At 68.5% G+C, this 24130-nt stretch carries 19 protein-coding genes; 6 read left to right on the plus strand and 13 right to left on the minus strand.

All coding sequences use genetic code 11. From position 1 onward, the window contains the following. The first annotated feature begins 96 nt into the window (after window positions 1-96). Entirely contained in the window at window positions 97-1116 is a 1020-nt protein-coding gene (locus IQ210_RS30990; protein WP_194082464.1) for a LacI family DNA-binding transcriptional regulator, read from the plus strand. A gap of 73 nt (window positions 1117-1189) precedes the next feature. Here IQ210_RS30990 and prcA read toward each other — a convergent pair whose 3' ends face one another. The 6 genes from prcA to arc form a co-directional block, all read right to left on the minus strand. Next, complete coding sequence (gene prcA / locus IQ210_RS30995) at window positions 1190-1927, minus strand: proteasome subunit alpha (RefSeq protein WP_194082466.1); 738 nt, start codon at window positions 1925-1927, stop codon at window positions 1190-1192. Window positions 1928-1993: 66 nt separating this feature from the next. Beyond that, a complete protein-coding gene (gene prcB / locus IQ210_RS31000) occupies window positions 1994-2839 on the minus strand; it encodes a proteasome subunit beta (RefSeq protein ID WP_194082467.1) in 846 nt (281 codons plus the stop codon). Then, window positions 2791-3384 (minus strand): endonuclease VII domain-containing protein, encoded by a 594-nt coding sequence (locus IQ210_RS31005; protein WP_194082468.1) that lies wholly within the window; start codon window positions 3382-3384, stop codon window positions 2791-2793. Before IQ210_RS31005 ends, prcB begins: the two co-directional genes overlap by 49 nt. A 33-nt stretch (window positions 3385-3417) precedes the next feature. Then, window positions 3418-3636 carry a ubiquitin-like protein Pup gene (locus tag IQ210_RS31010; RefSeq protein WP_189711133.1) on the minus strand — a complete coding sequence of 73 codons (219 nt, stop codon included), beginning with the start codon at window positions 3634-3636 and terminating at the stop codon, window positions 3418-3420. Between the two features lie 189 nt (window positions 3637-3825). After that, the gene (gene dop / locus IQ210_RS31015; RefSeq protein WP_390897574.1) at window positions 3826-5337 is read right to left on the minus strand and encodes a depupylase/deamidase Dop; all 1512 of its coding nucleotides are present in this window, start codon (window positions 5335-5337) and stop codon (window positions 3826-3828) included. 245 nt (window positions 5338-5582) lie between these two features. Further along, window positions 5583-7349 carry a proteasome ATPase gene (gene arc, locus IQ210_RS31020; protein WP_079311552.1) on the minus strand — a complete coding sequence of 589 codons (1767 nt, stop codon included), beginning with the start codon at window positions 7347-7349 and terminating at the stop codon, window positions 5583-5585. A 580-nt stretch (window positions 7350-7929) separates the two neighbouring features. Between arc and IQ210_RS31025 the strand changes: the two genes are divergently transcribed. After that, a complete protein-coding gene (locus IQ210_RS31025; RefSeq protein WP_194082470.1) occupies window positions 7930-8235 on the plus strand; it encodes a ferredoxin in 306 nt (101 codons plus the stop codon). A gap of 93 nt (window positions 8236-8328) precedes the next feature. On the opposite strand, the gene IQ210_RS31030 is transcribed toward IQ210_RS31025, so the two are convergent. The 3 genes from IQ210_RS31030 to IQ210_RS31040 form a co-directional block, all read right to left on the minus strand. After that, complete coding sequence (locus tag IQ210_RS31030; protein ID WP_194082472.1) at window positions 8329-8907, minus strand: hypothetical protein; 579 nt, start codon at window positions 8905-8907, stop codon at window positions 8329-8331. Between the two features lie 209 nt (window positions 8908-9116). Next, window positions 9117-10019 carry a tRNA (adenine-N1)-methyltransferase gene (locus tag IQ210_RS31035; protein WP_194082473.1) on the minus strand — a complete coding sequence of 301 codons (903 nt, stop codon included), beginning with the start codon at window positions 10017-10019 and terminating at the stop codon, window positions 9117-9119. A gap of 76 nt (window positions 10020-10095) precedes the next feature. Continuing rightward, entirely contained in the window at window positions 10096-11727 is a 1632-nt protein-coding gene (locus IQ210_RS31040; RefSeq protein WP_194082474.1) for a site-2 protease family protein, read from the minus strand. A gap of 175 nt (window positions 11728-11902) precedes the next feature. On the opposite strand from IQ210_RS31040, the gene IQ210_RS31045 reads away from it, so the two are divergent. Continuing rightward, the gene (locus IQ210_RS31045; RefSeq protein WP_194082475.1) at window positions 11903-12886 is read left to right on the plus strand and encodes a RecB family exonuclease; all 984 of its coding nucleotides are present in this window, start codon (window positions 11903-11905) and stop codon (window positions 12884-12886) included. Between the two features lie 64 nt (window positions 12887-12950). Then, window positions 12951-13622, plus strand: coding sequence for a response regulator (locus tag IQ210_RS31050; RefSeq protein WP_020141342.1), 672 nt, complete (start codon window positions 12951-12953; stop codon window positions 13620-13622). A gap of 79 nt (window positions 13623-13701) precedes the next feature. Here the strand turns inward: IQ210_RS31050 and IQ210_RS31055 are convergent, their stop codons facing one another. The 4 genes from IQ210_RS31055 to metH form a co-directional block, all read right to left on the minus strand. Next, window positions 13702-15279 (minus strand): ABC transporter substrate-binding protein, encoded by a 1578-nt coding sequence (locus IQ210_RS31055; protein ID WP_194082476.1) that lies wholly within the window; start codon window positions 15277-15279, stop codon window positions 13702-13704. Between the two features lie 68 nt (window positions 15280-15347). After that, on the minus strand, window positions 15348-16952 hold the full coding sequence (locus IQ210_RS31060; RefSeq protein WP_194082477.1) for an ABC transporter substrate-binding protein: 1605 nt from the start codon (window positions 16950-16952) through the stop codon (window positions 15348-15350). A gap of 421 nt (window positions 16953-17373) precedes the next feature. After that, a complete protein-coding gene (locus IQ210_RS31065) occupies window positions 17374-18075 on the minus strand; it encodes an HAD family hydrolase (protein ID WP_059196544.1) in 702 nt (233 codons plus the stop codon). Between the two features lie 184 nt (window positions 18076-18259). Continuing rightward, window positions 18260-21772 carry a methionine synthase gene (gene metH / locus IQ210_RS31070; protein ID WP_194082478.1) on the minus strand — a complete coding sequence of 1171 codons (3513 nt, stop codon included), beginning with the start codon at window positions 21770-21772 and terminating at the stop codon, window positions 18260-18262. A 305-nt stretch (window positions 21773-22077) separates the two neighbouring features. Here metH and IQ210_RS31075 point away from each other — a divergent pair, with 305 nt between their 5' ends. After that, on the plus strand, window positions 22078-22842 hold the full coding sequence (locus IQ210_RS31075; RefSeq protein ID WP_194082479.1) for an IclR family transcriptional regulator: 765 nt from the start codon (window positions 22078-22080) through the stop codon (window positions 22840-22842). 370 nt (window positions 22843-23212) lie between these two features. Next, on the plus strand, window positions 23213-24013 hold the full coding sequence (locus IQ210_RS31080) for an MIP/aquaporin family protein (protein WP_194082480.1): 801 nt from the start codon (window positions 23213-23215) through the stop codon (window positions 24011-24013). Window positions 24014-24130 lie beyond the last annotated feature (117 nt).

The following is a 24130-nucleotide window of genomic DNA, read 5'->3' on the forward strand; positions in this document are numbered from 1 at the left end:
TCCCTCGCCGACAGCGCTCAAGTGTTACGTATAACGTCGCTCGTCATACGTACCATGTGCGCTGTTCACGAGTCCAGACGAAAGAGCAGGCACACGGTGGCACGAGGCAGCACCCGCCCCACCAGCCGCGACGTCGCCCAGGCCGCCGGCGTCTCCCAGGCCGCCGTCTCCCTCGTACTCGGCGACAAATGGCGCGGCCGCGTCTCGGAGACCACCGCGGAACGCGTACGGGAAGCCGCACGCGAACTGGGCTACCGCCCCAACCTCGCCGCCCGCAACCTCCGCCTCGGCCGCACCCGCACCGTCCTCCTGGTCGTCCCCGCCCTCACCACCGAGTTCTTCGCCGGCGTCTACACCGGCGCCGCCCGCGTCGCCGCCGAACGCGGCTTCGGCGTCGTCCTCTACCCCTCCCCCGAAGGCGTCGGCCCCGCCCGAGACCCCTTCGCCTCCGCCCAAGCAGCCCTCGACGGCGTCATCGCCTCCTCCATGGCCGCCGACGCCCTCACCGCCATCCGCGGCGACCAACTCCCCCTCGTCATGCTCGACAGCGACCCCGAAGGCAGCCTCGGCGCCGCCACCGTCAACCTCGACATCACCGACGGCACCCACCAGATCGCCGACCACCTCCTCGGCCTCGGCCACCGCCACTTCCTGCACCTCGCCGCCGACATCCCCTCCTGGACCTTCGAGGTACGCGCGCGTGCCCTCGCCGCACGACTGGCAGCGGTACCCGGAACCTCCCTGCGCACCGCCCACACCCCGATGTCCATCGAAGGCGCCCTGGCGGCAACAGAGGCAGCTTTGTCGGCCGCCGACCGGGATCACCCCACCGCCGTCGTCTGCGACGACGACAAACTCGCCGCCGGTGTCTACAAAGCCCTCCGCCGCCGCGGCCTGCGCATCCCCGACGACGTCTCCGTCACCGGCGTCGACGACATCGCACTCGCCGCCGCCCTCGACCCCGAACTCACGACCGTACGACTCGACGCCGAACTCTTCGGCGAACGCGGCATGCAAGCCCTCCTGGACGTCCTGGACGGCCGCACACCCGACGCCGGGGACATCCCGGTCGAACTGGTCGTCCGCGCCTCCACAGCCCCGCCCAGCACCCCCTGAACGCCCTGTGCCCCGGCCGGGAGACCCGGGCCGGGGCACAGAAGGGGTGAGCGCTGGGCGCGACTGGAGAGGACTACTCCTCCTCGGAGCTCTCCGCCTCGGTCTCCGCACCATCGGTCTCCAGCAGCCGCGACAGCTGACGACCCACGATCCGCTTGAACTTCCGCTGCTGCGGACGCGTACGGTCCAGCACCGCGACCTCCAGCCGCTCGGCCGGAATCTCCCGCTGCGTACCGTTCGTGTCCCGCGACAACGCCTGCACCGCCAGCTTCAGCGCCTCGGCGAGACTCATCCCGTCCTGGTGACGCTGATCGAGATAGCTGCTGATCTGCTCGGCATTACCGCCGACCGCGACCGAACCGTGCTCGTCCACGATCGAACCGTCATGCGGCAGCCGATAGATCTGATCACCCTCGGGCGTGTCACCGACCTCCGCCACGACCAGCTCCACCTCGTACGGCTTCTCGGCCGCGGAGGAGAAGATCGTGCCCAGCGTCTGGGCGTAGACATTGGCGAGACCACGCGCGGTCACGTCATCACGGTCATACGTGTACCCACGAAGATCGGCATAGCGCACGCCACCGATCCGCAGGTTCTCGTACTCGTTGTACTTACCGGCGGCCGCGAAACCGATCCGGTCATAGATCTCACTGAACTTGTGCAGCGCACGGGACGGGTTCTCACCGACGAACACAATGCCGTCGGCATACTGCAGCACAACCAAGCTGCGGCCACGCGCAATGCCCTTACGGGCGTACTCCGCCCGGTCGGCCATCGCCTGCTGGGGGGAGACATAGAACGGCGTCGACACCGGTTATCCGTCCCTTTCTGTAGAAGTCACTGCGATCACCTGAACAAGAACCGGAGCGCCGACCGCCTACAGCAGCGCGGCCCGCGGACCGTCCGGCTGCTCCAGACGCCGCTCCAGAATCGAACGGGCGATGTCGGACGACTCCTCGTCCGTCAGCCGACGGAAACCGTCCTCGGTGATCACGGTGACGATCGGATAGATCCGGCGGGCGACATCGGGACCACCGGTCGCCGAGTCGTCGTCAGCCGCGTCGTACAGAGCCTGCACCACCAGCGTGGTCGCCTGCTCCTCGCTCAGATCGTCACGGAACAGCTTCTTCATCGCACCGCGCGCGAAGATCGAACCGGAACCGGTAGCAGCGTAGTTCTGCTCCTCGGAACGACCACCCGTGACGTCGTAGGAGAAGATCCGCCCCTTCTCCCGGTCGACGTCGTACCCCGCGAACAGCGGCACGACAGCCAGCCCCTGCATCGCCATGCCGAGGTTCGACCGGATCATGGTCGACAACCGGTTGGCCTTACCCTCCAGCGACAGCTGAGCGCCTTCCACCTTCTCGAAGTGCTCCAGCTCCAGCTGGAAGAGCTTCACCATCTCGACAGCGAGGCCGGCGGTGCCGGCGATACCCACCGCCGAGTACTCGTCCGCCGGGAACACCTTCTCGATGTCCCGCTGCGCGATGACGTTGCCCATGGTCGCCCGACGGTCACCGGCGAGCACGACGCCCCCCGGGAACGTCACGGCCACGATGGTCGTCCCGTGCGGCGCCTCGATCACACCCTGCACGGGCGGGAGTTGACGCTTGCCGGGCAGCAGCTCGGGCTGGTGCTCGGAGAGAAAGTCCATGAACGACGAGGACCCTGGCGTCAGGAAGGCAGCTGGTAGACGCCCGGTGCTACGAGTGTTGGCTTCCACGCGATTCCTTCCACGTATGCGGCAGCCCGCCTTATGGCATCGGGCCGATCTTTGAACTGCCCCAGTGCGGCGTTGCAGCTGAAGCACAGTACGCCTCGGACCCTACCCGTCTTGTGGCAGTGATCCACATGCTCAGGCACAGCCGCCAAACATATGCAGCAGACGCCCCCTTGAGAGGCGATCAACTGGTCACGTTCAGCCTCGGTGATGCCGTACTGGCGCTTGAGATGCCCCTGCCTGCCTCTTACGGCTTTGCACGCCTTACAGCAGGTGGCGAGTCCGTCCGAGGCCGTCGCGTTGCGATGCCATTCGCTGTGGGGCTTGATCTCCCCACAGCTACGACAAAACTTGTGCCCTTCAGGCGTCTCCACCCTCGGCCGGACGTTCTTCCCCTTGGCCAGTTGTCGAGCCTGGTGATAGGCGGACCAGCACTCCTTGCAGTAGGCCTGCAATCCGTCACGGGCCGACTTGTTACGGGCGAAGGCTGCTCGCGGCTTGTTTTCCTTGCACCGCGAGCAGCGCTTCACTCGCTCTCCACTTTCCAATTCCAGGGACCCCCGCAACCTTCGATTCGAAGGCTACTCGCCACCCTTCTGAACGAAGCTTCGAACGAAATCCTCTGCGTTCTCCTCGAGGACATCGTCGATCTCGTCCAGAACCGAGTCCACGTCATCGCTCAGCTTCTCGTGGCGCTCCTTGAGGTCTTCCGAGCCCTGCGCCTCCGCAGTCTGCTCCTCGACCTCTTCCGTGGAGCGCGTCGCCTTCTGCTGGCCGCCGCCGGTGTCCTTGGTTGCCATAACCCTCACCCCGCTCGTTTCGCCCGACATGGTCGCCAGGTCGGCTTATCCGCCGATCGGTGATGATCAGACCCTACAAGCCGGGTCTGACATCGGCCCCGCAGTTTCCTCAACGTGCGGGGGCCACCTCGATGATTCCCGGACGGAGGGATTTCCACCCTGTCCGGCCGACACTGCCCGTGTAACCGCTCAGCCGCCCGAGAGGACCCTGACCAGGTCTTCCGCCGTGCGACAGCGGTCCAGGAGCTCCTTGACGTGATTTCGCGTTCCGCGTAGTGGTTCCAGGGTTGGGACCCGCTGGAGGGAGTCGCGGCCCGGGAGGTCGAAGATGACGGAGTCCCAGGAGGCCGCGGCGACGTCGTCGGCGTACTGCTCCAGGCAGCGGCCGCGGAAGTAGGCGCGGGTGTCCTCCGGGGGCTTGGTACGGGCGCGCTCGACGTCCGCCTCGTCCAGGAGTCGCTTCATGCGGCCGCGGGCCGCGAGGCGGTTGTAGAGGCCCTTCTCGGCGCGTACGTCGGCGTACTGGAGGTCGAGGAGGTGGAGTTTCGCGGCGTCCCAGTCGAGGCCGTCGCGGCGGCGGTAGCCCTCCATGAGCTCGCGCTTGGCGACCCAGTCGAGTTCGCCTGCGAGGCTCATGGGGTCGTTCTCGAGCCGGTTGAGGGTGTCTTCCCAGCGGGCGAGGACGTCCTTGGTCTGTTCGTCGGCGTCGGCGCCGAAGCGTTCCTCGACGTACTTGCGGGAGAGCTCGAAGTACTCCATCTGAAGTTGGACCGCGGTGAGTGTGCGGCCGCTGCGGAGCGTGACCAGGCGTTGCAGGGTGGGGTCGTGGGAGACCTGGTGGAGGGTGCGGACGGGCTGGTCGACGGCGAGGTCGACGGCGATGAAGCCGTCCTCGATCATCGAGAGGACGAGGGCTGTCGTGCCGAGCTTCAGGTAGGTCGAGATCTCGGAGAGGTTCGCGTCGCCGATGATCACGTGCAGGCGGCGGTATTTCTCCGCGTCCGCGTGCGGCTCGTCCCGCGTGTTGATGATCGGGCGCTTCAGGGTCGTCTCCAGGCCTACCTCGACCTCGAAGTAGTCCGCGCGCTGGCTGATCTGGAAGCCGTGTTCGTGGCCGTCCTGGCCGATGCCGACGCGGCCGGCGCCGGTGACGACCTGGCGGGAGACGAAGAAGGGGGTGAGGTGGCGCACGATGTCCGAGAAGGGGGTTTCCCGCTTCATCAGGTAGTTCTCGTGCGTGCCGTAGCTGGCGCCCTTGTTGTCGGTGTTGTTCTTGTAGAGGTGGATGGGCTGGGCGCCGGGGAGTGCGGCGGCGCGTTCGGCGGCCTCGGCCATGATGCGTTCGCCGGCCTTGTCCCAGAGGACGGCGTCGCGGGGGTTGGTGACTTCGGGGGCGCTGTATTCGGGGTGTGCGTGGTCGACGTAGAGCCTGGCGCCGTTGGTGAGGATGACGTTGGCGAGGCCGATGTCCTCGTCGGTGAGCTGGCTGGAGTCGGCGGCCTCGCGGGCGAGGTCGAAGCCTCGCGCGTCCCGTAGCGGGTTCTCCTCCTCGAAGTCCCAGCGGGCCCGGCGGGCCCGGTGCATCGCCGCCGCGTAGGCGTTGACGATCTGGGACGAGGTGAGCATGGCATTGGCGTTGGGGTGGCCGGGGACGGAGATCCCGTACTCCGTCTCGATGCCCATTACTCGCCGTACGGTCATGCGGCCCTCCTTGCCCGGCGGCGCCCTCGGTCGGGGGCGGCGCTCAAGTACCGCTGGCGCTCCGGTGCGTGTGCGGTGCCCGTCCCCGCACTGCGCGACTCGGCGGTACCGAAGAGCCTAGAACGGCTTTGCGCTGGTGGGGAGATCATTTGCGTCATTGCCTTGCACGCCTGTGGTTGTGGCTGTGTCCTGGAAAACAGTCGGCTGCGGGTACCCGGTGAGGGCACCCGCAGCCGCCCTGTTTTTTACAGGTACTGACCGGTGTTCGCCACCGTGTCGATGGAGCGTCCGGTGTCGGCGCCCTGCTTTCCGGTGATGAGGGTACGGATGTAGACGATCCGTTCGCCCTTCTTTCCGGAGATGCGGGCCCAGTCGTCCGGGTTGGTGGTGTTGGGGAGGTCCTCGTTCTCCTTGAACTCGTCCACGCAGGCCTGGAGGAGGTGGGAGACGCGGAGTCCCTTCTGGTTGTGGTCGAGGAAGTCCTTGATGGCCATCTTCTTGGCGCGGCCGACGATGTTCTCGATCATGGCGCCGGAGTTGAAGTCCTTGAAGTAGAGGACTTCCTTGTCTCCGTTGGCGTAGGTGACTTCCAGGAAGCGGTTTTCCTCGGATTCGGCGTACATGTGCTCGACGGCCGTCTGGATCATGCTCTGGACGGTCGTTTCCTTGCTGCCGCCGTGCTCGCCGAGGTCGTCGGAGTGCAGGGGGAGGCGCTCGGTGAGGTACTTGCCGAAGATGTCCTTGGCGGCCTCGGCGTCGGGACGTTCGATCTTGATCTTCACGTCCAGGCGGCCGGGGCGCAGGATGGCGGGGTCGATCATGTCCTCGCGGTTGGAGGCGCCGATGACGACCACGTTCTGCAGGCCTTCGACTCCGTCGATCTCGGCGAGGAGCTGGGGGACGATGGTGTTCTCCACGTCCGAGCTGACGCCGGATCCGCGGGTGCGGAAGAGGGATTCCATCTCGTCGAAGAAGACGATGACGGGGGTGCCTTCGCTGGCCTTCTCCCTCGCACGCTGGAAGACGAGGCGGATCTGCCGCTCGGTCTCGCCGACGTACTTGTTGAGGAGTTCGGGGCCCTTGATGTTGAGGAAGAAGCTCTTGCCCTGGGCCTGGCCGGTGACCTCGGCGACCTTCTTGGCCAGCGAGTTGGCGACGGCCTTGGCGATGAGTGTCTTGCCGCATCCGGGGGGTCCGTAGAGCAGGACGCCCTTGGGCGGGCGGAGTTCGTGCTCCTTGAACAGGTCCGGGTAGAGGTAGGGCAGTTCAACCGCGTCGCGGATGGCTTCGATCTGGCCGCCGAGGCCGCCGATCTGTTCGTAGCCGATGTCGGGGACTTCTTCGAGGACGAGTTCTTCGACCTCGCTCTTGGGCACGACTTCGTAGACGTAGCCGGAGCGGGGTTCGAGCAGGAGGGCGTCGCCGGGGCGGATGGTGATGTCCAGCAGTGGCTCGGCGAGCCGTACCACCCGTTCCTCGTCGGTGTGCCCCTGCACGAGGGCGCGTTCGCCGTCCTCGAGGATCTCCTTGAGGGTGACGATGTCGCCGACGCTCTCGAACTCCATGGCCTCGACCACGTTGAGTGCTTCGTTGAGCATCAGTTCCTGGCCGCGCCGGAGTTCTTCGAGGTCGACGCTGGGGCTGACGTTCACCCGGAGTTTGCGTCCTCCGGTGAAGATGTCGGCGGTGCCGTCCTCGTTGGCTTGCAGGAAGACGCCGAAGCCGGCCGGGGGCTGTGCGAGCCGGTCGACTTCTTCCTTGAGGGCCACGATCTGGTCGCGGGCCTCGCGGAGCGTGTTCGCGAGTCGCTCGTTCTGGGCGGACACGCCGGCCAGATTGGTCTGCAGCTCGACGATCCGCTCTTCGAGAATCCTCGTGTGCCGCGGAGAGTCGGCGAGCTTGCGTCGCAGGACGGCGATCTCCTGCTCAAGGTAGGCAATCTGCCCGGCCGGGTCGTCGGACCCTCGTCCCGGGCGGATGCCGCGGTTCATGTCGTCGTCGTGGGCTGCCACGGTCCTCACCTCCTCCAAGGGGAGCTGGACGCTTCCAGACCCTACCTGGGTGGGTGTCGATTGAAACCCCTAGATCACAAAGAGTGTCAAGGTGTGTCGTCGGTCACCCTGCGCTCTCCCTCACGCCGTCTGAATACCCAGTCAACGTGATTCAGAAGCCGACTGTTCCTGGGCAGGAGTGCTCGAAATCTTCCACGGCGGGGGTGAGTTGCGCGCAGCGCCGCCGGTCGGGGGCTCGTGGGGCCCGGTGATCGGGCCTTCGGTGCTTGTTCGCTGGGGCGTGGGGTCGGTCGGTCGGTGGCGGGGTGGTGTTGACGGAGCGTGTGCGGGCGGGTGGGGTGCGTCATGGTGGTGGCGGCCGGGGTGCGGGCCGGGTCGGCGGCTGCCGGGTGGTGGCACGGGGGGCGCACGGGTGTGGGGCGGGGGTGTCTCGACCGGTGCGCGAGGTGTGATCGAGGTGCATTCGAGGGGTACTCCACCGGCGCGCGATGGGCTGGGCTGGTCCGGGGGCTTGTCTGGGATGTTCGTACGGTGGCGGGGGTAGGGTCGGGGGTGTTGAGCACCGGAGGTGGCAGGAGACGTGAGCGTGCAGCAGGAGGCCGGGGTCGTCGGTGAGGCTCTGGAGGTCTGGATCGATCAGGATCTCTGTACCGGCGACGGCATCTGTGTCCAGTACGCGCCTGAGGTGTTCGAGCTGGACATCGACGGTCTGGCGTATGTGAAGGGCGCGGACGACGAGCTGCTGCAGTCCGCGGGCGCGTCGACGCCGGTGCCGCTGCCGTTGCTGACGGATGTGGTGGACTCGGCCAAGGAGTGCCCGGGCGAGTGCATTCATGTGCGCCGGGTGTCGGACGGGGTCGAGGTGTACGGGCCCGACGTGGCGTGACCGCGCGCGGGTGCGGGTCGGCGGCGTCGTACCGGGCGGAACGCTTGTTGTCGCTCTGTCAGTTGGCCGCCGCCGTGGCGTGCTGAGCGGGGCTCAGACGCTCTGTGCGCCCGCCGGGGTGGTGCGCAGGAAGGTGCCGTTCTTCCACTGCCACTTCGCGCTCGTCTTCACGTCCGGGCAGCAACTGGGTACGGAGTCCGAGGAGTAGCCGAGTGTGTCGGCGAGGACGGTTCCGTCGGTGAGGGCGAGGTTCTTGACGGTGATGCGGTCCTTGGGGTCGATCAGGGTCGCCACGACGCGGGGCTTCTTGGCGTCGGCGGCCTGGGTGAGGACGTAGACGCCGTCGGGCGGGGTGCCCATGGGGGCGTCGCAGTGGACGACCGCGACGGTCTCGGGGCGGTCGTCGCCGTCGAGGTCGCCGGTTGCCTTCTTCACCACCAGGGCTTTGACGGGGCCGCAGTCGATCGGGAAGTCGACGTGGGCCGGGTTCGGGGCGGTGGTGGTCGCGGGGGCTTTCTGCGACTGGGGGCCTGCGGCCTGGGCGGCGGTGGCCGGATTCGGCTGGAGGACCGAGGAGAGGGCCACGACGCCTGCCACGGCGGTGGCGGTGGCCACCCAGTGGATGGGGCGGGTGTGGGTGTGAGCGAGTTCCGGAACCGCGGATTGCTGCACTAGGGGTGACTCCCGAGAGGGCTGTGGCGGTGGGGGTGTCCCGCATGGTGCCACACGTCACAAGGGAGCGGAACGGCGGGGTCGGTGGTTGTCGCACGGACCTCGGGGTCCGCGGCGCCGGCAACGAAAAGGCGCCGGGGCCGAGTTCCGGAGCTGGTGTCGGGAACTCGGCCGCGGCGCGGTTGCGTTGTACGCGGCACGGGGCCGCCTCAGCGGCCGGAGCCTCCGTCGGCGTTGGGGCCGGCGTAGTCCTCGCCGTAGGCGCCCTTGGCGGGGCGGCGGCGGCGCATGGGCGGCTCGACGCCGTCGGCGAGGCGGCGGGCGGTGAGGAGGAAGCCGGTGTGGCCGATCATCCGGTGGTCCGGGCGGACGGCGAGGCCCTCGATGTGCCAGTTGCGGATCATCGTCTCCCAGGCGGTCGGCTCGTTGAAGGAGCCGATCTCGCGGATGGACTCGACGGTCCGGGCGAGCTGGGTGGTGGTGGCGACGTAGCAGCAGAGGATGCCGCCGGGGACGAGCGCCTTGGAGACGGCCTCGAGGCATTCCCAGGGGGCGAGCATGTCGAGGATGACGCGGTCGACGTCGGTGTCGGACAGGTTGTCCTGGAGGTCGCCGACGGTGAGCTGCCAGGCGGGGTGGGGGCCGCCGAAGTAGCGCTCGACGTTCGCCTGCGCGATCTCGGCGAAGTCCTCGCGGCGCTCGTAGCTGTGGAGCATGCCCTGGTCGCCGATGGCGCGCAGCAGGAAGCTGCTGAGCGAGCCGGAGCCTACGCCGGCTTCGACGACGCGTGCGCCGGGGAAGATGTCGGCGAAGGCGAGGATCTGTCCCGCGTCCTTCGGGTAGACGACGGCTGCCCCGCGGGGCATGGACAGGACGTAGTCGGGGAGCAGGGGGCGCAGCGCGAGGTAGGCGACGTTACCGGTGGTGCGGACAACGCTGCCCTCGGGAGCGCCGATCAGCTCGTCGTGCGGGAAGGAACCCTTGTGGGTGTGGAAGTTCTTTCCCTCTTCGAGCGTGAACGTGTAGTGGCGGCCCTTGGGGTCGGTCAGCTGAACCTGGTCCCCGACCTTGAAGGGCCCGCGCCTGCGGGCGGCACCGGTCGGTTCGGACATGTGAACAGACTACCGGCGTTTCGGAGGGCCGCCGACCACGAGGAAGCCCGAGCACCGCTTCAGGAGAGCGGTGCTCTCAGCTGGGGCGGGCCATGGCCTTGACGAAGGCGCGCTCGACGTCGGCGGCGGACAGGACGCCGTAGATCTCGCCGGTGTCCTCGACGACGAGGTACTCGGTGGCGGGGGTGGCGCGCAGGGCGTCGAGGAGGTCCTCGCCCGCCAGTTCTGCGGAGACGCGCATGCCGTCGGTGAGGTCCTGGGCGAGACCGCTGACGGCGACCCAGGGGCGGCGGTGTTCGGGGACGCCGACGATGGCGGCCTCGCGGACGAGGGAGAGGGGTTCGCCGTCGGTGTCGACGACGACGAGGGCGCGGGCGCCGGCTTCGTTGGCGCGGCGCAGGGCCTCGGAGAGGGGGGTGTCGGTCTCGACGGGGACGGCGCGGCGGGTGAGGTTGCGGGCGCGGAGTTCCGGGAGGTGTTCGCGCAGGCGGGCCATGCGGAGGCTGTTGCCGGCGCCGGTCCAGATGATCGCGGCAAGGATGGCGGCGAGCAGGGCATCCATGACGGTGTCCATGCCGACGTTGTCCTCGGCGTTGGAGCCGAGGGCTCCGGACTGGGTGAGCAGCGGGAGGCCGATGAGGACGGAGACGGCGAGGGCGCGGCCGACCCAGGCGGCGGCGATGGTGCCGCTCATGGGCTTGCCGGTGATCTTCCAGACGACGGCGCGGAGCATGCGGCCGCCGTCGAGGGGGAGGCCGGGCAGGAGGTTGAAGGCGGCCACGATGAGGTTGGAGATCATCAGGCCGGCGAGGAGGACGCCGGGGACGGTGCCGGGTTCGACGGGCTGGAGGGCGACGTAGAAGAGGCCGGCGAGGACGAGGGAGAGCAGGGGGCCGACGAAGGCCAGCACGAACTCGCGGCCGGGGGTCTCGGCCTCCTTCTCGATCTCGGAGACGCCGCCGAAGAACTGGAGCTGGATGCGGCGCACGGGGAGCTTGAAGCGGAGGGCGGCGACCGTGTGGGCGAGTTCGTGGACGAGGACGGAGGCGTAGAAGGCGACGGCGAAGAAGAGGGAGACGAGGTAGCGGGCGGCGCCGAGTTCGGGCAGGACGCGGTCGAGCTGTCCGCCGAAGACCCAGGTGATGAGGGCGGCCACGAGGAACCAGCTGGGCGCGACGTACACGGGCACGCCGAAGGGGCGTCCCATGAGCAGCCCACCACCGGGTTCGCGCTGCCGCTGGGGCGGGCGGCCCTTGGTGGTGCCGGAGTGGGCGAGGGTGCGGTGGTCGTGGGCGGGGTCTTGGTCGCTGGTGCGGTGGTCGTGGGCGGGGGCCGGGTCTTCGTCGTGGGGGGTGGGGGCGTTCGGCGTCGGGTGGTCCTCGACGTCACGGGTGCGCTCGCTGGTGTCGCCGACGGCGTTGTCTTCCGGCGCCGCGCCCTGCCGCTCGGCCTCGGCGTCCTTGGTGGTGCTTGAGCCACTCGAAGTGCTCGGAGCGGTCGGGGTGTCCTCGCCCGGCGTCGCAGCGTCAGTGGGGCCGGTCGTGGGCTCGTCCCGCTCCCCCGTGGCGGGGTCGGTGTCCGTCGCCTTCGCGGGGTGTTCGTCGGGTGTAGGGGGTGCGGGGTCGGCGGCCGGGGCCGTAGGGCCTGCGTGCTGGGTCGGCTCGTCGTTGCCGGACCGCGGCTGCCCGCTCCCGCCGCTCTCGTCCACGGTGTCCCCTCGTTCGAAGCGTCTTCCGCGCCTGCCGGCGGAAGGGTCTCGGGGTCGATGGTATGCGGCGGTCGCGACGCGTTCCGCCCCGGCACCCCCTGTGTTTCCCGGGCTGTCGTGCGGGTCGCGGCGGCGAGTGGGTCACTGTCAGTGGTGGGCCGTAAGGTCTGTGGGCATGGAGACGAGCACCGAGGGCGCGGCGGAGGCCGCCGGCGGCGGGGTCGCGGACGTGGATCCGCCGGTCGTGGGCGAGCAGGCGGCGAGGGCACAGGACGTGACGGTCACGGCCGGGGCGCCCGTCGCGATAGCTCCGGCGTCGTTGTCGCCGTCGCGTGCGAGTGACTTCATGCAGTGTCCGTTGCTGTATCGGTTCCGGGTGATCGACCGGTTGCCGGAGAAGCCGAGTGAGGCGGCGACGCGGGGCACCTTGGTGCATGCGGTGCTGGAGCGGTTGTTCGACGCCCCGGCGGGCGAGCGGACGCCGCCGCGGGCGAAGTCGCTCATCCCCGGCCAGTGGGACCGCTTGCGGGAGTCGCGGCCCGAGGTGGTGGAGCTGTTCGCGGACGATCCGGAGGGTGAGCGGCTGGCGCGGTGGCTCGGGGAGGCCGAGCAGCTGGTGGAGCGGTGGTTCAGTCTGGAGGATCCGACGCGGCTGGAGCCTGCCGAGCGGGAGTTGTTCGTCGAGGCGGAGCTGGAGTCGGGGCTGAGGCTGCGCGGGATCATCGACCGGGTGGACGTGGCGCCGACGGGTGAGGTGCGGATCGTCGACTACAAGACGGGCAAGGCGCCGCGGCCGGAGTACGCCGAGGGTGCGCTGTTCCAGATGAAGTTCTACGCGCTGGTGGTGTGGCGGCTGAAGCAGGTCGTGCCGCGGCGGTTGCAGCTGGTGTATCTCGGCAGTGGTGACGTGCTGACGTACGACCCCGTGGTGGCGGATCTGGAGCGGGTGGAGCGGAAGTTGCTGGCGCTGTGGGAGGCGATCCGGCTGGCGACGGAGACGGGCGACTGGCGTCCGCGGCCGACGAAGCTGTGCGGCTGGTGCGATCACCAGGCGCACTGTCCGGAGTTCGGCGGCACTCCCCCGCCGTATCCGTTGCCGGTGACAGTGGCGGGCGCGGACACAGCCGGGGGTCCGGGGGCATCGCAGCCGCTGCGGTGAGGGCGGCCGAGTCCGGCGGGGCGTCGCAGGGCAGAATGGGGCCGGACTAGCGAAGGAGTGTCACGTGGCCATCCGCGTCCTACTGGTCGACGACCAGCCGCTGCTGCGTACCGGCTTCCGGATGATTCTGGAGGCGGAGCAGGACATCGCTGTGGTCGGTGAGGCCGGGGACGGCCTCCAGGCGCTCGACCAGGTGCGGGCGTTGCAGCCCGACGTGGTTCTCATGGACATCCGTATGCCGCGGATGGACGGCGTCGAGGCGACCCGGCAGATCACCGGGCCCGGGCGGGACGGTCCGGCGAAGGTGCTGGTGCTGACGACGTTCGATCTCGACGAGTACGTGGTGGAGGCGTTGCGGGCGGGGGCCAGCGGGTTCCTGCTGAAGGACGCACCGGCGAACGAGCTGGTGCAGGCGATCCGGGTGGTGGCCGCGGGTGAGGCGATGCTCGCGCCGAGCATCACGCGCCGGCTGCTCGACAAGTACGCCACGCATCTGCCGTCGGGTGACGAGCCGGTGCCGGACACGCTGCACACGCTCACCGACCGTGAGGTGGAGGTGCTGAAGCTGGTGGCGCGGGGGTTGTCGAACGCGGAGATCGCGGCCGATCTGTTCGTCAGTGAGACCACGGTGAAGACGCATGTGGGGCATGTGCTGACGAAGCTGGGGCTGCGGGACCGGGTGCAGGCGGCGGTGTACGCGTACGAGAGCGGGCTGGTGCGCCCCGGCGCGCAGTAGCAGCACCAGGAATTGCAACACCAAGGGCGCCCCCTCCGAGGAAGGGGCGCCCTTGGTGTTGCCGGGGCCGGTCGGCCGGTCAGCCCTTGCTGATCTCCCAGAAGCGGAAGACGGTCGAGGCGTCGAGGCAGTACTCGAGGCCGTAGACGTTGTCGCGGACGACGGCGTACTGCTTGGCCTGCCACAGGGGCAGGACGGGGAGTTCGGCGGCGACGACGTCCTGGAGGTGGCCGTAGTCGTTGTCGGTGGCGGCGCGGTCGCTCTGGGCGGCGGTGCGCGGGATGAGCGTGTCGGTGATCGTGCTGTTGGTGTAGTTGTTGCTCAGCACGTTGCCCTCGCCGAAGAAGGGGGCGGTGAAGTTGTCGGCGTCCGGGTAGTCGGGGACCCAGCCCTTCACGTAGACGCCGTACTTGCCCTTGGCTATGTCCTTCTCGTACTGGTCGTAGGCGACGGACTTGACGTCGGCGTCGAAGAGGCCGCTGTCGTTGAGCTGGTCGGCGATGGCCTTGAGTTCCTGGTCGGTGGAGGGGCCGTAGCGGGTGGGGGTGGACCAGAGGGTGAGCTTGACCTTGCCGGTGATGCCCTCGGTGTTGAGGGCGGCGGCGGCCTTGGCCTTGGAGGGGCGGGCGCCGTAGGTGTCGAAGAAGGCGGTGTTGTGGCCCGCGATGCCGGCCGGGATGATCGAGTAGAGCGAGGTAGCGGTGCCCTGGTAGACGTCGGCCATGAGGGCGTCGCGGTCCAGCAGGTAGGCGATGGCCTTGCGGACGCCGAGCTTTCCGGCGACGGGGTCGTCCATGTTGAAGACGAGGTGCTGGACCTCGGCGCTGGTGCCCTCGACGAGTTCGACGTCGGCGTCGGTGCCTGCGGCCTCGATGTCGGAGATGTCGTTCGCGCTGAGGCCCCGGTAGGCGATGTCGATCTTGTTGTCGGTGAGGTCCTGCTTGAGCTGGGCCTGGTCGACGCCGAACTTCAGGGTGACGCCGGAGTTCTTGATCTTGGCGGTGCCCTCGTAGTTCTCGTTGACGGAGAACACGGCCTCGCCGTCGTCGAACGAGTCCAGCTTGTAGGGGCCGGAGCCGACGGCCTCGCCGTCCTCGCGAAGCTTGCCGGCGTCGTACTGCCGGTGGTCGACGATGGAACCGGCGCCGGAGGCGATCTTGCTGGGGAAGGTGGCGTCGGGGGTGTTCAGCTGGAACACGACCGTCTTCTCGTCCGGCGTCTCGACCTTGTCGAGCATGGGGAACATGATCGCGGGGCCGGCGTCGTCGTTGATCTTCAGCATGCGGTCGAAGGAGAACTTGACGTCCTCCGAGGTGAGGTCGTCACCGTTGCTGAACTTCAGGCCGTCCTTCAGCGTGCACTTGTAGACCTTGGTCTCGGTGTCGCTGAACCCGCAGCTCTCGGCGGCTTCCGGTACCGGCTCGGTGCCGCCCTTGGGGAAGCTGAGCAGCGACTGGAAGACGTTGTTGAACAGCAGCCACGAGCCGGGGTCGTAGCCGGAGGCCGGGTCGGTGGCCAGGACGTCGTCGGACATCCCCATCACCACGGTGGAGCCACCGCTGCCGGATTCCCCGTTCTCCGAGCCGCAGCCGGTCAACAGGCCGGAGGCCAGCCCCGCCATGATCGGCAGGACCGGCCACTGGTTGCGCATGTTCACGTGCGAGTGCCTTGTCGTCGGGTGTCGAATCCCGGGGCCGGCCGTCCCGGGCCCCGGGCAGGGGACGATCAGCCGCTCACGCCACGGCCGAGCTCCCACAGCTGAAGGGTGGAGGAGGAGTTGAGGGCGTAGGCGGTGCCGGTGATGTCGTCACGGGCGGCGACGTACTGCTTGCCCTGCCACAGCGGCAGCACCGGGACGTCGTCGGCGACGATGTCCTGGATGTCGGTGAGGCTGGTGGAGGCGGACAGCCGGTCGGCCTGGCGGCGGGACTCCGGGATCAGGGTGTTGCGGATCTCGCTGTTGGCGTAGGGCGAGCCGAGGAAGTTGCCCTTGTCGAGGAACGGCGCGAGGTAGTTGTCGGCGTCGGGGAAGTCCGGGAACCAGCCCATGCCGTAGACGTCGTACGCGCCCTTCTGCTCGGCGGGGCGGAAGGTCTTCCAGAGTTCGCCCTTGATGCTGACGTCGAACAGGCCGGAGTCGTTGAGCTGCTGCTGGAGCTGCTCGAACTCCTTCTTGGTGGCCGAGCCGTAGTGGTCGGTGGTGTAGTGCAGGGTCAGCTTGACCGGCGTGGTGATGTTGGCCCTGTTCAGGAGGGCCGCGGCCTTGGTCTTGCTGGGGTCGCCGTACTTGTTGAAGAACGAGTTGGAGTGGCCGATGATGCTCGCCGGCACCAGCGAGAACAGCGGTTCGGCCTCGGAGCCGTAGACCTTGGAGACGAGTTCGCTGCGGTTGATGACCTGGGCCATCGCCTGGCGCACGGCCTTGGTCTTGACCGTGGGGGCGTCGGTGTTGAAGGCCAGGTAGCGGATCTCCAGGCCGGGCATCTCGACGAGGTCGACATCGCTGTCGGGGGACGCGGAGAGTTTCTCGATCTGCTCGGGCGACATGGTGCGGGACATGACGTCGATGTCACCGTCGTCGATGGCGGTGCCCATGGCGTCGGCGTCCGCGAAGGTGCGCAGTTCGACCTTGTCGTTGTTCACCTTCAGCGTCCCCTTGTAGTTGGGGTTCTTGGTGAACACGGCGCTGACGAGCTCGTCGTCCTTGACCTCGGCGGACATGGTGTACGGGCCGGAGCCGTCGACGTCGAAGCCCTCGCGCAGGGTCTTGGGCTGGTAGTCGTCGGGGTTGAGGATGCCGGCGACGGGTGTCGAGAGCTTGTACGGGAAGGTGGCGTCGGCCGTCTTGAGGTGGAAGATCACCTCGCGGTCGCCCTGGGTCTCGACGGTGTCGATGGTGGAGAGCAGGCCGACCGGGCCGCCCTCGGCGTTGATGTTCCGCGCGCGGTCGATGGAGTACTTGACGTCCTGCGCGGTGACGGCGTCGCCGTTGGCGAACTTCAGGCCCGGGCGCAGCTTGCAGGCGTAGCGCTCGTTGCCGGTGTCGGTGAAGCCGCAGCTCTCGGCGGCCTCGGGCACGGGCTCGCCCTCGCCGCGCGGCTGGATCATCAGGGTCTGCACGGTCTGGCGCAGGATGTTCCAGATGCCGGCGTCGTAGGCGTAGGCCGGGTCGAGGGGCGCGGGGGCGTCCTTCGAGGCAGTGACCGCGTCCGTGGTGCCGACGACTATCGCGTCTCCGCCGCCGCTGCCGCCGTCGGACCCGCCGCAGGCGGCGAGGACCGGCGCGAGCAGACCGATCACGGCCGGCAGCACCAAAGTCTTGCGGTTCATGCTCGAGTTTCTCCAGAGCTGTCGAGTCCGTGTATCCGGCATGCATGGGTGGTGCGGCGGATCCACGGGGGGTGCGGTGATGTTCTCGCGACGAGATTAGTCCGCGCCCGCAGAGGGGTTCGCAGGCACCGGAGTTGAGGTGCCATCACGGAGCGAAACCGGGTGCGGACACACCGAAAACCCGACAGGGGAAGGATTAGTGCAGGTTTCCATCAATCGGGACACAAGGGCACGGCAGAACCCCCTCATTGCGGGCCACAGGCACAGGCCGCGCTACCTGTCGACCTCCTGTGAAGTGGGGAACGTCACATGCTCAACAAGGTGTACGGACACCGGAATTCGGCCATCCATCAAGATTCGAATTCCTTTGCGCGCGGTCCGGAAATGCTTCCGTTATCCGCGATGCACGCTGGGTGAACGCTCAGCGCATTTCCGTCATCAGGCCGCGCAGAAATGCCAGGTCGACCTCCTCGAGCGAGGTGACGACGGTGCGCCGGGCGGCGGGGGCGATGGGCGCGACGGACGGCACGGCCACGACGTGACAGCCCGCGGCCTCGGCGGCGGCGACGCCGGTGGCGGTGTCCTCGACGACGGCGCATCTGGCCGGATCGACGCCGAGTCCCGCGGCGGCGAAGAGGTAGGGGTCGGGGTGCGGCTTGGTGCGTGCCACCTCGTCGCCGGCGACGGTGAGGGCGAAGTGCTGGGGTCCGAGGGAGGTGAGCACTCGGTCGATGATGCGCCGGTGGGAGGCGGAGACCAGGGCGGTGGGGATCTCGTACTCGGAGAGTTCGGCCAGCAGCCGCAGGGCGCCCGGCATCAGCGGCAGGGCGCGGCCGATGCGGTCCTCGAAGCCCTCGTTGAGCAGCACGGTGAGTTCGGGGAGGGTGATGTCGGCGCCTGTGGCCTCGATCAGGAACCCCGCGCTGCGGGTCATGGGACCGCCGACCACGACATGGCGCCAGGAGTCGTCGAGGGTGTGGCCGAGTCCGGCGAAGATCTCCACCTCGACGTCCCACCAGAAGCCCTCGGTGTCCACCAAGGTGCCGTCCATGTCGAGAAGCACGGCCTGCAGGGCTGAGCCTTCGGCCGTACGGGTTCCGAGCGCGGGGACCGTACTGGTCATCTAGGCGCACCTCCTTGAGGGACGATCAGGCCGGTTCCCATGGAGGGAACCGGCCTGCGATGGACCGTCCAGTGTACGGCTGTCCCGGAGGATGCGCCTCGTTTAATCGACGTGGTCCGGGGCACACCTCAAGTACCGCCGGGGGCCGTCTTGAGCTGCGCTTATGTGCCTGTGCGGCACCTTTCTAGCGGGCGTTGAAGTACTTCGCCTCCGGGTGGTGGATCACGATCGCGTCGGTGGACTGCTCGGGGTGCAGCTGGAACTCCTCGGACAGGTGGACGCCGATGCGCTCCGGCTGGAGCAGGTCGGCGATCTTGGCGCGGTCCTCCAGGTTGGGGCAGGCGCCGTAGCCGAGGGAGAAGCGCGCGCCGCGGTACTTCAGGGCGAACATGTCCTCGATGTCGCTGGGGTCCTCACCGGCGAAGCCGAGTTCCGAACGCACGCGCGCGTGCCAGTACTCGGCGAGCGCCTCGGCCAACTGGACGGACAGGCCGTGCAGTTCGAGGTAGTCGCGGTAGGCGTTGGCCTCGAAGAGCTTGGCGGTCTGCTCGCCGATGCGGGAGCCGACGGTGACGACCTGAAGGCCGACGACGTCGGTCTCCCCCGACTCCTCCGGGCGGAAGAAGTCGGCGAGGCACAGGCGGCGGCCGCGGCGCTGGCGCGGGAAGGTGAAGCGGGTGCGCTCGTTGCCCTGGTCGTCGAGGATGATCAGGTCGTCGTCCTTGGAGACGCACGGGAAGTAGCCGTAGACCACGGCCGCTTCGAGGAGGTTCTCCGTCTGGAGCCGGTCGAGCAGCCCGCGCAGCCGGGGCCGGCCCTCGGTCTCGACGAGTTCCTCGTACGTCGGACCGTCGCCGGTGCGCGCCTGCTTCAGGCCCCACTGGCCCTTGAAGAGGGCGCCCTCGTCGAGCCAGGAGGCGTACTCCTTGAGCTGGATGCCCTTGATGACGCGGGTGTCCCAGAACGGCGGCGTGGGGACAGGGTTGTCGGTGGCGACATCGGAGCGTCCCCCTTCCTCGGGGCGCTCCTCGACGGCCACGGCGGCGCCGGCGCGCACCCGGCGCTGCTTGAGCTCGGGCAGGGCCGCACCGGGGACGCCACGCTTGACGCCGATGAGGGCGTCCATGAGGCGCAGGCCCTCGAACGCGTCGCGGGCGTAGCGGACTTCGCCCTGGTAGATCTCGTGCAGATCCTGCTCGACATAGGCCCGGGTCAGAGCGGCGCCGCCGAGGATGACCGGGTAATCGGCGGCCATGCCACGGGAGTTGAGCTCCTCCAGGTTCTCCTTCATGATCACCGTGGACTTCACCAGCAGCCCGGACATCCCGATCACATCGGCCTTGTGCTCCTCGGCCGCCTCCAGGATCGCCGAGACCGGCTGCTTGATACCGAGGTTGACCACGTTGTAGCCGTTGTTGGACAAGATGATGTCCACCAGGTTCTTGCCGATGTCGTGGACGTCGCCTCGGACGGTGGCCAGCACGATGGTGCCCTTGCCTTCGGCGTCGGACTTCTCCATGTGCGGTTCGAGGTAGGCGACGGCCGACTTCATCACCTCGGCGGACTGGAGCACGAACGGCAGCTGCATCTGGCCGGAGCCGAACAGCTCACCGACGACCTTCATGCCGTCCAGCAGCGTGTTGTTGACGATGTCCAGGGCGGAAGTGGTCTCCAGCGCCTGATCGAGGTCGGCCTCCAGGCCGTTCTTCTCGCCGTCGATGATGCGCCGCTTGAGACGCTCCTCCAGCGGCAGCGCGGCCAGTTCCTCGGCCTTGCCCGCCTTCAACGACTTCGCGGTGGCGCCCTCGAACAGGGCCATCAGCTTCTGGAGGGGGTCGTAGCCCTCGGCGCGACGGTCGTAGATGAGGTCGAGGGCCGTCTGCACCTCTTCCTCGCTGAACCGGGCGATCGGCAGGATCTTCGAGGCGTGCACGATCGCCGAGTCCAGGCCCGCCTTGACGCACTCGTCGAGGAAGACGGAGTTGAGCAGGATGCGGGCGGCCGGGTTCAGGCCGAAGGAGATGTTCGACAACCCCAGCGTGGTCTGCACGTCCGGGTGGCGGCGCTTGAGCTCGCGGATCGCCTCGATCGTGGCGATGCCGTCGCCCCGGGACTCCTCCTGACCGGTGCAGATGGTGAAGGTCAGGGTGTCGATGAGGATGTCCGACTCATGGATGCCCCAGTTGCCGGTCAGGTCTTCGATCAGCCGCTCGGCGATCTCGACCTTCTTCTCCGGCGTGCGGGCCTGGCCCTCCTCGTCGATGGTCAGCGCGATCAGCGCCGCCCCGTGCTCCTGCGCGAGCTTGGTGACCTTCGCGAAGCGGGACTCGGGGCCGTCGCCGTCCTCGTAGTTGACGGAGTTGATGACCGCACGCCCGCCGAGCTTCTCCAGGCCGGCCTGGATGACGTCGACCTCGGTGGAGTCCAGCACGATCGGCAGCGTGGACGCGGTCGCGAACCGTCCCGCCAGTTCCTCCATGTCCGCCACGCCGTCGCGGCCGACGTAGTCCACGCACAGGTCCAGCATGTGCGCGCCCTCGCGGATCTGGTCCCGGGCCATCTCCACACAGTCGTCCCAGCGGCCCTCCAGCATGGCCTCACGGAACTTCTTCGACCCGTTGGCGTTGGTGCGCTCACCGATCGCCAGGTAGGAGGTGTCCTGGCGGAACGGGACGGTCTGGTAGAGGGAGGCGGCGCCCGGCTCGGGGCGCGGGTGGCGCTCGGCGGGGGTGAGGTCGCGGACGCGTTCGACGACCTGGCGCAGGTGCTCGGGCGTCGTACCGCAGCAGCCGCCGATCAGCGACAGGCCGTAGTCGCGTACGAAGTTCTCCTGGGCGTCGGCCAGGCCCTCGGGGTCGAGGGGGAAGTGCGCGCCGTCCTTGGTGAGGATGGGCAGGCCCGCGTTCGGCATGCACAGCAGCGGGATGCGGGAGTGCCGGGTGAGATAGCGCAGGTGCTCGCTCATCTCCGCCGGGCCGGTGGAACAGTTCAGGCCGATCATGTCGATGCCGAGCGGTTCCAGCGCGGTCAGCGCGGCGCCGATCTCGGAGCCCAGGAGCATGGTGCCGGTCGTTTCGAAGGCCATGGAGACCACGAGGGGGACGTCGGCGCCGGTGACGTCCATGGCGCGGCGGGCGCCGAGGACGGAGGCCTTGGTCTGGAGGAGGTCCTGGGTGGTCTCGACGATCAGGGCGTCGGCGCCGCCGGCGAGCAGGCCCTCCACGTTGGCCTGGTAGCCGTCGCGGATGGTGGCGTAGTCGATGTGGCCGAGGGTGGGCAGCTTGGTGCCGGGGCCGACGGAGCCGAGGACCCAGCGCTGGCGGCCGTCGCGGGCGGTGTACTCGTCGGCCGTCTCGCGGGCGATGCGGGCGCCGGCCTCGGACAGCTCGTGGACCCGGTCGGCGATGTCGTACTCGGAGGCGGCCGTGTGGTTGGACCCGAAGGTGTTGGTCTCGACGCAGTCGACGCCCACCGCGAAGTACGCGTCGTGGACGGAGCGGACGATGTCCGGGCGGGTCACGTTGAGGATCTCGTTACAGCCTTCGAGGTTCTCGAAGTCCTCAAGCGTGGGGTCCTGCGCCTGGAGCATGGTGCCCATCGCTCCGTCGGCGACCACCACACGGGTGGCGAGCGCCTCGCGGAGCGCGGACACACGGGTCCGGCTGTCGGCGGAAGGGGACGGTGGCAACGAGGCCATGAAAGGGCTCCCTTTGGGTGCGACGGCTGTCGGCTTTGCGTCCTGCCGTGGGGCTTCCCACAGCGGGCGCACGCGGCCAGGGTAGCCGGGACCGGCGCCGGATGGTCAGGGCGTCCACGGGGCGGACGAGGATGACGGGCAGGTCATCGGCGGGATACGAGTGACGCAAGACTGCGTGTCGGTGGCGCAAACGTGTCGTCCGACTATTGGCGGTCGGTCGGCATGGACTAGTAGTGTTCGACATTGCCGAACGGCGGCAGCGACGTCGCGGGTCGACGGCGAAGGGGACGGAGGCAGGGACGGCGATGGCACGGAACATCCAGTCGCTCGAACGGGCGGCCGCGATGCTGCGGCTGCTCGCGGGCGGCGAGCGGCGGCTCGGCCTGTCGGACATCGCCTCGGCCCTGGGCCTCGCCAAGGGCACCGCGCACGGGATTCTGCGCACGCTCCAGGCGGAGGGCTTCGTCGAGCAGGACGACGCCTCCGGGCGCTACCAGCTGGGCGCCGAGCTGCTGCGCCTCGGCACCACCTATCTCGACGTGCACGAGCTGCGGGCGCGGGCGCTGGTGTGGACCGACGATCTGGCCCGTTCCAGCGGCGAGAGCGTGTATCTCGGGGTTCTGCACCAGCAGGGCGTGCTGATCGTGCATCACGTCTTCCGGCCGGACGACAGCCGTCAAGTGCTGGAGATCGGGGCCATGCAGCCCCTGCACTCCACGGCCCTGGGCAAGGTGCTGTCGGCCTACGACCCGGTGGCGCACAGCGAGGCCATCGAGGCGGACCGCAAGCCGTTCACGGACCGCACGGTGTGCGAGCTGGACAGCTTCGAGAACATCCTCGACATCACCCGCGCGCGGGGCTACGCGGCGGACGTGGAGGAAACCTGGGAGGGCGTCGCGGGTGTCGCCGCCCCCATCCACGACCGGCGGCGGATGCCGGTCGGCGCGGTCGGCATCACCGGTGCCGTGGAGCGGCTGTGCCGGGACGGCGAGCTGCGTCCCGAGCTGATCGCGGCGGTACGCGACTGCGCCCGCGCGGTGTCGCGGGACCTGGGCGCCGGGCGCTTCTAGAGCCCGTACGCAGAGCCCGTAACGGACTGAGAACTCGGTAAGAGCGACCGGGACGCCGCGACGCGTCCCGGCCTTCGCCATACCCTGAAGTGGACATATCGGGCGAGGCGCCTCCCGGCGTCCCGCCTGAAGATCGACAGCTCACAGCAATCAATAACGATCGTGCTTTCGATAACAGAACCCTTGACGCGCACGTAACGCCGGAGCAAGACTCCCGTCCATCGGTCGGCATTGTCGAACACCTACCGGCAATACGCGCTAGAGTGTGACAACGCCAAGGGCCGGCAACGCTCTCACCCCCGAGGGCACGCGAACCACCGGAGGGACCCGGGGTTCTGCTTCCCCTGGACGAAGGACAAAGGAGTCGCGGGTGTCCAGCTCCGACATCTTCATCGGCGAGACCATCGGTACCGCCATACTCATCCTGCTCGGCGGTGGCGTGTGCGCCGCCGTCACGCTGAAGGCCTCCAAGGCCCGTAACGCCGGTTGGCTCGCCATCACCTTCGGGTGGGGTTTCGCCGTTCTCACGGCCGTCTACACCTCCGCGCCCCTGTCCGGCGCACATCTGAACCCGGCCGTCACGCTCGCGCTCGCGCTCAAGAAGGACGGCATCTCCTGGAGCGACGTCCCGATCTACTGGGGCGGTCAGGTGCTCGGCGCCATGATCGGCGCGGCTCTGGTCTGGATCGCTTACTACGGCCAGTTCCACGCGCACCTCACCGACAAGGAGATCGTCGGCGGTCCGGGCGCGCAGGCCACCAAGACCAAGGCCGTCGAGGCGCAGGAGCAGGGCGCCGGCCCGGTCCTGGGCATCTTCTCCACCGGTCCGGAGATCCGGGTCGCCTGGCAGAACGTCGCCACCGAGGTCATCGGCACCATCGTGCTGGTCCTTGCCGTCCTCACGCAGGGCCTCAACGACGGCGGCAACGGCCTGGGCACGCTGGGCGCCCTGATCACCGCCCTGGTCGTCGTCTCCATCGGTCTGTCCCTCGGTGGCCCGACCGGCTACGCGATCAACCCGGCCCGTGACCTCGGTCCGCGTATCGTGCACGCCCTCCTGCCGCTGCCCAACAAGGGCGGTTCCGACTGGGGCTACGCCTGGGTCCCGGTCGTCGGTCCGCTGATCGGCGGCGCGATCGCTGCAGGCATCTACAACGTCGCCTTCGCTTAGAAGCAGCACTTCTGGCAAGCACGCGTAGCACGCACTCGTAGCAAGCAGCCGTAGACAGACCGCTTATCCACGGAACCTCAGGAGCACACAGTGACCGACGCGCACACCGCCGGCCCC

The sequence above is a fragment of the Streptomyces justiciae genome (assembly GCF_015163075.1).
Lineage (GTDB): Bacteria > Actinomycetota > Actinomycetes > Streptomycetales > Streptomycetaceae > Streptomyces > Streptomyces justiciae.